An 11816-nucleotide genomic window follows, 5' to 3' on the forward strand; every position below is an offset into this window, starting at 1 on the left:
CAGTCGGCGCCCGCCGTGTCAGGATCGGAAGTGCCATGACTGCGACCGACATGCCATCCCCCCAGACCTCGCCCGCGACTATCGAGGACGCGACCGCGCTGCACTCCCCAGTCCTCGCCTGGTTCGACCAGCATGCCCGCGACCTCCCCTGGCGCCGCCCCGACGCGGGCGCCTGGGGTGTGATGGTCAGCGAGTTCATGCTGCAGCAGACCCCGGTCAGCCGGGTGCTCCCTGTGTACGAGCAGTGGCTGGCTCGCTGGCCACGCCCCGCGGACCTGGCCTCCGAGGCGCCAGGCGAGGCCGTACGGGCCTGGGGCAGGCTCGGCTATCCGCGGCGTGCGCTGCGGCTGCACGGCGCAGCGGTCGCGATAACGGAGCGGCACGGCGGCGACGTGCCCCGGGAACACGCGCAGCTGCTCGCGCTGCCGGGCATCGGGGAGTACACCGCGGCGGCGGTGGCGTCGTTCGCGTACGGGCAGCGGCACCCGGTCCTGGACACCAACGTCCGCCGGGTGCTCGCCCGCGCCGCCACCGGCATCCAGTACCCGCCGAACGCGACCACGGCCGCCGAACGCCGTCTGGCTCGTGCCCTGCTGCCGGACGACGAGGCGACCGCGGCGCGCTGGGCGGCGGCCTCGATGGAGCTGGGCGCGCTCGTGTGCACCGCTCGCAACGAGGACTGCGGGCGCTGCCCCGTCGCCGGGCTGTGCGCCTGGCGACTGGCCGGGAAGCCGGCTCATGACGGTCCGCCGCGGCGCGGGCAGACTTACGCGGGTACGGACCGCCAGGTACGCGGAAAGCTGCTGGCCGTGCTGCGGGAGGCGACGAGCCCCGTGCCTCGGGCGGTCCTGGACCGGGTCTGGGACGAACCGGTCCAGCGGGCCCGCGCCCTGGACGGGCTCGTTTCGGATGGTTTGATCGAACCTCTGGAGAATGACCAGTTCCGGTTGCCTCTCACCTGAGATTCACCGCTAAACCCCGACCAGTACCTCTGTTACACAACCGATGGGTGGCCGTGCGGACTCCGACGGCTTCCCCGCACAGCCCCGTGACAACCGCTCCGTAGCTTCTTGTGCTGTCGGGACCGACCACTCGACGACGACAGACACCAGACGAGAAGGCACGGCAACACACGCGGTTGCCACGGGGCTTGCTCACGGGCATGGAGGCGGTTGGACATGGCGCAGGGCGGCGAGGTACTCGAGTTCGAGGAGTATGTACGTACCCGGCAGGACGCGCTGCTGCGCAGTGCGCGGCGGCTGGTTCCGGACCCCGTGGACGCCCAGGACCTTCTCCAGACCGCGCTGGTGCGGACCTACGGTCGCTGGGAGGGGATCGCGGACAAGTCGCTCGCCGATGCCTACCTCCGCCGCGTCATGATCAACACCCGCACGGAGTGGTGGCGCTCCCGCAAGCTGGAGGAAGTGCCCACCGAGCAACTCCCCGACGCGACCGTGTCGGACACCACGGAGCAGCACGCCGACCGTGCGCTGCTGATGGATGTGCTGAAGGTGCTCGCGCCGAAGCAGCGCAGCGTCGTGGTGCTGCGGCACTGGGAGCAGATGAGCACGGAGGAGACCGCCGCCGCGCTCGGTATGTCGACCGGTACCGTGAAGAGCACGCTGCACCGTGCGCTCGCCCGGCTCCGGCAGGAGCTGGAGGCGCGCGAGCGGGAGGGCCGGGGGCTGGAAAGCCGAAGGGCGACGGCTGCGGGGCTGGCGGAGGTCCCGGCACCGCGGGTGCCCGCACAGCGTGGGGATCGTACGTACGCACGTCGTGAGGAACGGGGGCAGGAGCGGTGCGCGGCCTAGCCGAGGACTCCGTAACAGACCCGGACGCGGACGCAGACGCGGATGCGGACGGGAGCCGCGCCGGAAGGCGCATCGTCCGATGGGCGGCGAGTGGTACGGCGATGGCCGCGCTCGCCGCCTTCGGGCTGCTCGCGGCCGGCTGCTCGACCGGTGGTACGGGCACCCGCGACGAGGGCGCCGCTCCCAGTGACCCGGTGGCGCAGCCGCGGACGACCTCTGAGCCTTCGACGAGCGCGACGCCGATACGGAAGGTCGACGCGTTCCGGCTGGTGCTGGAGGATCCGAAGGTCAGCGGGCGGGTCAAGTCCGATCTCAAGCGCTGCGCCGATGAAGGCCATCCGATCGACACCTCGTACGGCAATATCACCAGTGCTCCCGTGCCGGACGTGGTGGTCAACGTGCTGATGTGCGGGGATTCGGCCGTGGGTCAGGGCACATACGTGTACCGCAAGAGCGGCGACGCATACGCGAACGTCTTCGCCGCCGAGGAGGCCGCGGTCTACGCGACGATCGAGCGCGGCGATCTGATCGTCACCAAGCAGGTGTACGCGAAGGGCGACACGGTCTCGTACCCGTCGGGCCAGATAGTGATCACGTATCGCTGGTCGGGGAACAGGTTCACCGAGCAGGACCGGGTCGAGAACGAGTACAGCAGGAGCGCCGGCGGCAACGGCGGCGGGGACGAGCTCTTCCCGACGCCGCAGGACAGCTGAGCCCCGGGCCCTGCTTCACGGCCGGCGAGCGGCACCTGAGCACTGCCACCAGAGAACGAGAACCGAGAGAGCAGCGGAGTACAGCCCGATGGCCGAGACACATGTCCTGTTCGTGGAGGACGACGACGTCATCCGTGAGGCCACGCAGCTCGCGCTGGAGCGGGACGGCTTCACGGTGACCGCCATGCCGGACGGGCTCAGCGGGCTTGAGGCCTTCCGCGCCGACCGGCCTGACATCGCGCTCCTCGACGTGATGCTGCCGGGGCTCGACGGAGTGAGCCTGTGCCGCCGTATCCGGGACGAGTCGACCGTGCCCGTGATCATGCTGTCCGCACGCGCGGATTCGATCGATGTCGTACTCGGGCTTGAGGCAGGCGCCGACGACTACGTCACCAAGCCGTTCGACGGTGCCGTGCTGGTCGCTCGTATCCGGGCGGTGCTGCGCCGCTTCGGCCACGCCGGCGGTTCGCAGGGTGACCAGGACGAGCCGGGGCAGGCGGGCGACGGCGGTGTGCTGACCTTCGGCGATCTGGAAGTCGACACCGAGGGCATGGAGGTGCGCCGCGCGGGACGACCGGTCGCACTGACGCCGACGGAGATGCGCCTGCTGCTGGAGTTCTCCTCGGCGCCGGGTACGGTGCTGTCCCGGGACAAGCTGCTGGAACGGGTCTGGGACTACGGCTGGGGCGGGGACACCCGGGTCGTGGACGTCCATGTGCAGCGGCTCCGCACCAAGATCGGCCAGGACCGGATCGAGACGGTTCGGGGCTTCGGATACAAGCTCAGGGCCTGAGACTGAGCCGATGCGGGTGCTGATGCCGTATCCCCACAGGCAACCCGAGACGCCCGCGCGGGCGTCTCGGCTGTTGACGCTCCACACGCGCCGGGCACCCCGCTCGCCCCACAGGTCCCACAGCCATCGCGACCCGGACCGGAACAGGACCCGCATGACGCGCCTCGCCCTGCACACCGGCGTGCGTCGGCTGTATCTGCCGGGGGCGGCCCCCCGCCCCCGGACAGGACTGGACGCCGCATGACCCGCCTCGCCATTCGCACCGGCGTGCGCTGGAAGATCAGCTTCGCCATCGCCGCCGTCGGTGCGCTGATCGCGTTCGCGCTGAGTCTGGTCGTCCACAACTCCGCGCGGGTCTCGATGCTCGACAACGCCCGTGGTCTGAACATGGACCGGCTGGAGATCGCCCAGCGGATCTACGAGAGCAGCAAGCCGAAGGCCGAGCCCAAATTCGGCGGGGCCAAGCTCAATGACCCGGCGCTGCCCCGCGAGCTGAGGCGCCTGCTCGAAGCCGGCCGCCGGGCGACCTACGTGGAGGCGGACCGCGGCGGCTCGCCCGAGATCTGGGCCGCCATACCACTGCACAACGGCGATGTGCTGTCGTTGCACAGCCGGTTCCCGACGCGCAGTGCCGACATGATGAAGGCACTCGACCGCGCCCTGGTCATCGGCTCGGTCTCGGTGGTCTTCGCGGGCTCGGCGCTCGGCGTGCTCATCGGCGGACAGCTCTCGCGCCGACTGCGCAAGGCCGCAGCGGCGGCCGGCAAGGTCGCCCAGGGGAACACGGAGGTGCGGGTCCGCGAGGCCGTCGGCGGGGTGGTCCGGGATGAGACGGACGAGCTGGCGCGGGCCGTCGACGCCCTGACCGATGCCCTGAACTCCCGGATAGAGGCCGAGCGCCGGGTCACCGCCGATATCGCGCACGAGCTGCGCACTCCGGTGACCGGACTGCTCACGGCGGCTGAGCTGCTACCGCCCGGTCGTCCCACCGAGTTGGTACGGGACCGGGCGCAGGCGATGCGCACCCTGGTCGAGGACGTGCTGGAGGTGGCGCGGCTGGACGGCGCATCCGAACGCGCCGAGTTGCAGGAGATCGCGCTGGGCGAGTTCGTCAGCCGCCGGATCCGGGTGCTGGATCCGGCCGCGGTCGTACGCGTGGTCCACGAGTCATGGGTCAACACCGACCCGCGCCGGCTCGAACGCATCCTGGGGAATCTGCTCACCAATGCCGCCAAGCACGGGGGCACTCCGGTCGAGGTGACCGTGGAGGGCCGGGTGGTACGGATACGGGACAACGGGCCCGGCTTCCCGGAAGCGCTGCTGCGCGACGGCCCGAGCCGGTTCCGTACCGGCACGAGCGACCGGGCGGGACAGGGCCACGGTCTGGGGCTGACGATCGCGGCGGGTCAGGCGCGCGTGCTCGGGGCCCGGTTGACCTTCCGTAACGCCGGCCACGATGTGACCGGTCCAGGCGAAGCGACGAGCGGAGCGATCGCGGTGCTCTGGCTTCCGGAGCACGCGCCGACGAACAGCGGCAGTTTCACGCTGCCGCAGCTCGCGGACTGACCGGCCTCCTGCCCCGGGGCACCGTGCGGTTCCTGCCCCAGGGCACCTTGCGGGTGTCCCGGCGCCTCAGACCGTCTTGGCGGAGGCCAGTCCGGCGGCGGACTGGCCGTCACGCGGCGCCTCCGCACCGGAAGCCGCTCCATCGCTTCGCGGAGCGGGCGATTCGGACGTCACCGGGCCCGCGCCCTTCAGCGGCACCTCCTTGACGAAGAACGCCGCGAGGAAGCCGACCACGGCGACCGCCGAACCGAGCAGGAACGCGTTGTGCGTGCCCGCCGACACCGCGAACTGGTACGCCTCACGCACCTGCTCGGGCAGCTTGGCCAGGCTCGCCGCGTCAAGCTGCGCCGACTGCTGGGTGATCCCGGCGCCGCCGCGCGCGGCCATCTCGTCCTGCACCCGCGCGGTGAAGAGCGCACCCATGATCGCGACGCCGAAGGAGGAACCGAGCGTGCGGAACAGGGTCGTGGACGAGGAGGCGACGCCCATGTCCTTCATCTCGACGCTGTTCTGCGCGACCAGCATCGTGATCTGCATCAGGAAGCCCATGCCCGCGCCGAGCACGGCCATGTAGAGACCTGAGGTGAGCCGGGAGGTACCGGTATCCATCTGGGCCAGCAGGAAGAGACCGACCACCATCAGCGCGCCGCCGATGATCGGGAAGATCCTGTACTTTCCGCTGTTGGTGGTGACCCGGCCCGCGACCAGCGAGACGGCCATCATCGAGAGCAGCATCGGCAGCAGCAGGAGCCCTGAGTTGGTCGCCGATGCCCCCTGCACGGACTGCTGGTACAGCGGCAGGAACAGTATGGCGCCGAACATCACGAAGCCGGTGAGGAAACCGATCACCGACATCAGCGTGAAGTTCCTGCTGCGGAAGATGTGCAGCGGGATGATGGGCGCCGTGGCCTTGGTCTCCGCGAAGACGAAGCCGACGAGCGAGGCGACGCCGATCGCGATGAGCTCCATGATGACCGCGCTGTCCCAGGCGTACTCTGTACCGCCCCAGGTCGTGACCAGCACGGTCGACGTGATGCCGACGGTCAGCAGGGCGGCGCCCAGGTAGTCGATGGGATCGCGGTGCGCCCCGCGCTCACGCTTGGGCAGGTGCAGCACGGCGGTGAGCATGGCGAGCGCGACGGCGCCGAGCGGCAGGTTGATGTAGAAGCTCCAGCGCCAGCCCCAGTGGTCGGTGATCCCGCCGCCGACCAGCGGACCGCCGATCATGGCGAGGGCCATGACCCCGGCCATCATTCCCTGGTACTTGCCGCGTTCCCGGGGCGGTATCAAATCGCCGATGATGGCCATGACGCCGACCATCAGACCGCCGGCCCCCAGGCCCTGCACGGCGCGGAAGCCGATGAGCTGACCCATGTCCTGGGCCATTCCGCTGAGCGCCGAGCCGATCAGGAAGACCACGATCGAGGTGAGGAAGACGTTTTTGCGGCCGTACATGTCGCCGAGCTTGCCCCAGATGGGGGTGGAGGCGGCGGTGGCGAGGGTGTAGGCGGTGACGACCCAGGACAGATGTTCAAGACCGCCGAGCTCGCCGACGATGGTGGGCATCGCCGTACCGATGATCATGTTGTCCAACATCGCGAGCAGCATCGCGATCATCAGGGCGAGGAGGACGACGCGCACGCTGCGCTGCGGCGGCCCGTCCACAGCTTCAGGGTCCCCCACCGCTTCCACGGCTTCCGGTTCCTGCCGCGCCGCCACCGCGGCCTCCTCTGACTTCCGTCCTGTCACTGTCAGTCCACTCCCCCAGGGAACTTACTTGCCGCCCGGCTAGTTCACTACACTGAGGGACGGTAGACCCGTCACTTGCCGGGCGTCAAGTAAGTTCATACGAGCGCGTCAGATCGCGTCCCCAGGAGAGTTCATGACCACCAGAGGCAACACCCGGCAGCGCATTCAGGACGTCGCCCTGGAACTCTTCGCCGAACAGGGCTACGAGAAGACCTCGCTGCGCGAGATCGCGGAGAAGCTGGACGTCACGAAGGCGGCGCTGTACTACCACTTCAAGACCAAGGAAGACATCGTCATCAGCCTCTTCCAGGATCTGACCCGTCCTCTCGACGAGCTGATCGCCTGGGCGGAGAAGCAGCCGCAGCCGCGCACCCTGGAGACCAAGCAGGAGATCCTGCGCCGCTATCAGGCGGCACTCGGCGACGCCGCGCCACTCTTCCGCTTCATGCAGGAGAACCAGGCCACCATGCGTGAGCTGAGCATCGGCGAGACCTCCAAGGAGCGCATGATCGCCATGTCCCAGCTGCTCCAGGGGCCGAACCTTCCGATGGTCGACCGCGTGCGCTGCGTGAGCGCACTGTTCACCATGCACGCCGGGATGTTCTTCATGCAGAACGCCGAAGGCGACCCGGAGGAGAAGCGGGAAGCCATCCTCGAGGTCGCCATCGATCTGATCACCCAGGCCCATCACGGGCCACGGTCCTGATCGGGTCTGCCACGCGCGCGTGCGTCAGAGGGTGACGCCCATGGAGCGCAGGAAGCTGGCGGGGTTGAGCGCGGACCCGTAGTTCGGGGTCGTACGGATCTCGAAGTGCAGGTGAGGGCCGGACGAGTTGCCGGTGTTGCCCGAGAGCGCGATCCGCTGGCCGGTCTTCACGGCCTGGCCCACGTGGACGTTGACCTTCGACAGGTGGGCGTACTGCGAGTACTTGCCGTTGGCGTGCTTGATGACCACGGCGTTGCCGTACGCGGAGCCGTCACCGCCACCGCCCGGACCGGCCTTCACGACGACGCCGGAGCTGGCGGCCTTGACCGCGGTGCCGGTCGGCACGGCGAAGTCCTGGCCGGAGTGCTTGTGGGACCACATGGCGCCGCCCTGGTTGAAGCTGGCGGACAGGGTGTAGCCGTTCACCGGCTTGACCCAGGAGGGGGCCTTCTTCGCGGCCTTCGCCTTGGCGGCGACCGGGGCGGCCTTGACCGTGTCGGCGGCGGCGACACCGGCGCCGGCTCCGACGACCATCACGGCGCTGAGTCCGGCGGCCACGACGGCGCCACGGGTACGGAGCACGGACGGGCGGAGACGGTTGATGTTGCGCTTCGACATGCGGGGAGAACCTCCGGGCTGATCGGGCATGAACCGACCCGGCGCAGGAGCACCGGGTGCCGAACCTTGGTAACCCGAACCGGCAATCCACCTCAAACCCCCCATCTACGATATTCCGTCGTAGACAGCACCCCTTGTGAGCGGGACCCTTGACGCCACCCGACCCCACCCTCCGCAATGTCCGGTTTCCTGTGAATTCGTCAGATGACAGCCGGTTTAGCTCCAGATAGGGGCCCGGCGAGGTCGCCCGCCATACGCCATTTCCGATTTGTCCGTTTCAGCCGGCCTGGAATCACGGCCATATGAGCCCACACCGCTCGCCGGGAGCCGCGCGACCCCCACTAGGCCACCTAGTAGGCGCAAAACGCCTGTGCGCCTTGTCACGGCTGACCGCCCGCCGATGCGACCTGGGTCACGCGTCTACCGCCTGTCCCAGCAGGGGTGGATGACGCTGTTCCGCGTCAGAGGGATCGCCTGTGGATCCCTCCCTGAACGGCACCGGGCCGACCACGGCCACGGCGCCGTCATTCAAGGGGCCTCCTGGCGCGGAATGCCGGCGTCGCGACATGGAGGGCTCCCGCAGGTCCCATCCGCCCACGTCCGGCCGGCTCACGCGTTCGGCGGCCCGGACATGGACGACGCGTCGGGCGGCGGCCTTCGGACAAGAGCCGGCCCGGCGAACAGCTTCACGCGGCGCCCCAGCGCCCGGGCACCCGGCGCACCACCGTCAGCCGCCCGCTGAGTGCTTCACCAGGGCGACCGGCGCCGTGAGAGACCGCGCCGTGAAAGGCCGGGCCGTGAAAGACCGGGAGCGTCCGGTGCAGACCTTCCCGATGTGCGGTGCGCATCCCGCCCAGGCAAAAAGGGGCTGCCCCGGACCCTCAAGGTCCGGGGCAGCCCCTTCGGCGCACTGCCCGCGCGCGTGGCGCGCTTACGCGTCCTTCGACAGGTTCGGCCCGGTGCCGCCTGCCGCCTGCTCGATCGGCGGGACGTCCGGCAGCGCGGACTTCTCCTCACCGCGGAAGGTGAACTTCTTCTCCTCACCCTCACCCTCGGTGTCGACCACCACGATGTGACCGGGACGCAGCTCACCGAAGAGGATCTTCTCGGAGAGCAGGTCCTCGATCTCGCGCTGGATCGTCCGGCGCAGCGGGCGGGCGCCGAGGACCGGGTCGTAGCCCTTCTTCGCCAGCAGGAGCTTGGCCTCCTGGCTGAGCTCGATGCCCATGTCGCGGTCCTTCAGACGCTCGTCCACCTTGGCGATCATCAGGTCGACGATCTGGATGATGTCGTCCTGCGAAAGCTGGTGGAAGACGACCGTGTCGTCCACACGGTTGAGGAACTCCGGCCGGAAGTGCTGCTTGAGCTCTTCGTTGACCTTCGCCTTCATCCGCTCGTAACCGGTCTTGACGTCGCCCTGGGCGGCGAAGCCCAGGTTGAAGCCCTTGGAGATGTCCCGGGTCCCGAGGTTGGTCGTCATGATGATGACCGTGTTCTTGAAGTCCACGACCCGGCCCTGGGAGTCGGTCAGACGGCCGTCTTCCAGAATCTGGAGAAGGGAATTGAAGATATCGGGGTGGGCCTTCTCGACCTCGTCGAAGAGGACGACGGAGAACGGCTTCCGACGCACCTTCTCGGTGAGCTGGCCGCCCTCTTCGTAGCCCACGTATCCGGGCGGGGAGCCGAAGAGCCGCGAAACCGTGTGCTTCTCACTGAACTCCGACATGTCGAGGGAGATCAGTGCGTCCTCGTCACCGAAGAGGAATTCGGCGAGCGTCTTGGACAGCTCGGTCTTCCCGACACCGGAAGGCCCGGCGAAGATGAACGACCCACCGGGGCGCTTCGGGTCCTTCAGACCCGCGCGGGTCCGGCGGATCGCCTGGGACAGCGCCTTGATGGCGTCCTTCTGGCCGATGACGCGCTTGTGGAGCTCGTCCTCCATGCGGAGCAGCCGGGAGGACTCCTCCTCGGTCAGCTTGAAGACCGGGATACCGGTCGCCGTGGCCAGGACCTCGGCGATCAGCTCACCGTCGACCTCGGCGACGACGTCCATGTCGCCGGCCTTCCACTCCTTCTCCCGCTTGGCCTTCGCCGCCAGCAGCTGCTTCTCCTTGTCACGGAGAGAGGCCGCCTTCTCGAAGTCCTGGGAGTCGATCGCGGACTCCTTGTCCCGGCGGACACCCGCGATCTTCTCGTCGAACTCGCGGAGGTCCGGCGGAGCGGTCATCCGGCGGATGCGCATCCTCGATCCGGCCTCGTCGATCAGGTCGATCGCCTTGTCCGGCAGGAAGCGGTCCGAGATGTACCGGTCGGCCAGGGTGGCGGCCTGGACCAGGGCCTCATCCGTGATCGAGACGCGGTGGTGCGCCTCGTAACGGTCGCGCAGCCCCTTGAGGATCTCGATGGTGTGCGGAAGCGACGGCTCGGCGACCTGGATGGGCTGGAAGCGGCGCTCCAGGGCCGCGTCCTTCTCCAGGTGCTTGCGGTACTCGTCGAGTGTGGTGGCACCGATGGTCTGGAGCTCACCGCGGGCCAGCATCGGCTTGAGGATGCTGGCGGCGTCGATCGCGCCCTCGGCGGCACCCGCACCCACCAGGGTGTGGAGCTCGTCGATGAACAGGATGATGTCACCGCGAGTACGGATCTCCTTGAGCACCTTCTTCAGGCGCTCCTCGAAGTCACCGCGGTAGCGGGAGCCGGCGACCAGCGCACCCAGGTCCAGGGTGTAGAGGTGCTTGTCCTTGAGGGTCTCGGGCACCTCGCCCTTGACGATGGCCTGCGCCAGGCCCTCGACGACCGCCGTCTTGCCGACGCCGGGCTCGCCGATGAGCACCGGGTTGTTCTTGGTACGGCGGGAAAGCACCTGCATGACCCGCTCGATCTCCTTCTCGCGCCCGATGACCGGGTCGAGCTTGGACTCACGAGCGGCCTGGGTGAGATTCCGGCCGAACTGGTCGAGGACCAGGGAGGTCGAGGGCGTGCCCTCGGCAGGTCCGCCCGCGGTGGCGGCCTCCTTGCCCTGGTAACCGGAGAGCAGCTGGATGACCTGCTGCCGCACCCGGTTCAGATCGGCGCCCAGCTTCACAAGGACCTGGGCGGCGACGCCCTCGCCCTCGCGGATCAGGCCGAGCAGGATGTGCTCGGTGCCGATGTAGTTGTGGCCCAGTTGGAGAGCCTCCCGGAGCGAGAGCTCCAGGACCTTCTTGGCACGAGGGGTGAAGGGGATGTGCCCGGACGGAGCCTGCTGGCCCTGGCCGATGATCTCCTCCACCTGCTGGCGGACCGCCTCGAGCGAAATCCCGAGGCTCTCCAGGGCCTTAGCGGCGACACCCTCACCCTCGTGGATAAGGCCCAGGAGGATGTGCTCGGTGCCGATGTAGTTGTGGTTGAGCATCCGGGCTTCTTCCTGAGCCAGGACGACAACCCGCCGCGCGCGGTCGGTGAACCTCTCGAACATCGTTAATCGCTCCTCAGAGCGGTCAGTCAGTTAGGGGTCGATCCCCTCCCTGTCCTTCCGCAGCTTAGTCCCGCAAGCGGGGACCGCTCATTCCAACTGCCGACACCCGTCGCTGGCCTCCTGCCCCGAACGCCGACAAATGCTCCAACCCGATGGTGCGAGACGATGTTCCCGCAGGCCAAGCCGTTAGCCCCGCCGCGTGTACGCCGATGGCGAACGTGAGACCGGGCAGCCCGCGTGTTCGTCCGTCCCCACTAGGGATGTCTTACCCGTATGTACGGACGGTCCATGCCGCGCACGCCGGTTCCCTCAGCTACGGGCGAACATCCTTGGGCCTCCAGAAGCCCCCTTCACGCCCTTTGCGCGCCCCCTTGGCCGGGGGATTTCCGGGCGGGCCCGCCAC

The 11816-nt window shown here is 68.7% G+C and carries 9 protein-coding genes; 6 read left to right on the plus strand and 3 right to left on the minus strand.

The window, feature by feature from the left end; translation table 11 throughout:
* Nucleotides 1–35 precede the first annotated feature (35 nt).
* The 5 genes from V1460_RS34080 (at nt 36) to cseC (ending at nt 4883) form a co-directional block, all read left to right on the plus strand.
* Entirely contained in the window at nt 36–962 is a 927-nt protein-coding gene (locus tag V1460_RS34080) for an A/G-specific adenine glycosylase (protein WP_338677440.1), read from the plus strand.
* 216 nt (nt 963–1178) lie between these two features.
* A complete protein-coding gene (locus V1460_RS34085; protein WP_338677442.1) occupies nt 1179–1811 on the plus strand; it encodes a SigE family RNA polymerase sigma factor in 633 nt (210 codons plus the stop codon).
* A complete protein-coding gene (locus V1460_RS34090; protein ID WP_338677443.1) occupies nt 1799–2524 on the plus strand; it encodes a hypothetical protein in 726 nt (241 codons plus the stop codon). The genes V1460_RS34085 and V1460_RS34090 overlap by 13 nt, the downstream gene beginning before the upstream one ends.
* An 88-nt stretch (nt 2525–2612) precedes the next feature.
* Nucleotides 2613–3317 (plus strand): two-component system response regulator CseB, encoded by a 705-nt coding sequence (gene cseB, locus V1460_RS34095; protein ID WP_338677445.1) that lies wholly within the window; start codon nt 2613–2615, stop codon nt 3315–3317.
* Nucleotides 3318–3557: 240 nt separating this feature from the next.
* Nucleotides 3558–4883 (plus strand): two-component system sensor histidine kinase CseC, encoded by a 1326-nt coding sequence (gene cseC / locus V1460_RS34100; protein WP_338677446.1) that lies wholly within the window; start codon nt 3558–3560, stop codon nt 4881–4883.
* A gap of 66 nt (nt 4884–4949) precedes the next feature.
* Here cseC and V1460_RS34105 read toward each other — a convergent pair whose 3' ends face one another.
* Entirely contained in the window at nt 4950–6575 is a 1626-nt protein-coding gene (locus tag V1460_RS34105) for an MDR family MFS transporter (protein WP_338678333.1), read from the minus strand.
* Nucleotides 6576–6765: 190 nt separating this feature from the next.
* Here V1460_RS34105 and V1460_RS34110 point away from each other — a divergent pair, with 190 nt between their 5' ends.
* Entirely contained in the window at nt 6766–7338 is a 573-nt protein-coding gene (locus V1460_RS34110) for a helix-turn-helix domain-containing protein (RefSeq protein ID WP_338677447.1), read from the plus strand.
* 24 nt (nt 7339–7362) lie between these two features.
* Here the strand turns inward: V1460_RS34110 and V1460_RS34115 are convergent, their stop codons facing one another.
* A complete protein-coding gene (locus V1460_RS34115; RefSeq protein ID WP_338677448.1) occupies nt 7363–7956 on the minus strand; it encodes a M23 family metallopeptidase in 594 nt (197 codons plus the stop codon).
* Nucleotides 7957–8887: 931 nt separating this feature from the next.
* Complete coding sequence (locus V1460_RS34120) at nt 8888–11413, minus strand: ATP-dependent Clp protease ATP-binding subunit (RefSeq protein WP_338677450.1); 2526 nt, start codon at nt 11411–11413, stop codon at nt 8888–8890.
* Between the last annotated feature and the right edge of the window lie 403 nt (nt 11414–11816).

The sequence above is a fragment of the Streptomyces sp. SCSIO 30461 genome (assembly GCF_037023745.1).
In the GTDB taxonomy this organism is placed as follows: Bacteria; Actinomycetota; Actinomycetes; order Streptomycetales; family Streptomycetaceae; genus Streptomyces.

Excerpts from the sequence above, each read along its gene's own strand:
- V1460_RS34080 (WP_338677440.1), top strand. The coding sequence starts at position 36 with ATGACTGCGACCGACATGCCATCCCCCCAGACCTCGCCCGCGACTATC.
- V1460_RS34110 (WP_338677447.1), top strand. The coding sequence starts at position 6,766 with ATGACCACCAGAGGCAACACCCGGCAGCGCATTCAGGACGTCGCCCTG.
- cseC (WP_338677446.1), top strand. The coding sequence starts at position 3,558 with ATGACCCGCCTCGCCATTCGCACCGGCGTGCGCTGGAAGATCAGCTTC.
- V1460_RS34120 (WP_338677450.1), bottom strand. The coding sequence starts at position 11,413 with ATGTTCGAGAGGTTCACCGACCGCGCGCGGCGGGTTGTCGTCCTGGCT.
- V1460_RS34115 (WP_338677448.1), bottom strand. The coding sequence starts at position 7,956 with ATGTCGAAGCGCAACATCAACCGTCTCCGCCCGTCCGTGCTCCGTACC.
- cseB (WP_338677445.1), top strand. The coding sequence starts at position 2,613 with ATGGCCGAGACACATGTCCTGTTCGTGGAGGACGACGACGTCATCCGT.
- V1460_RS34085 (WP_338677442.1), top strand. The coding sequence starts at position 1,179 with ATGGCGCAGGGCGGCGAGGTACTCGAGTTCGAGGAGTATGTACGTACC.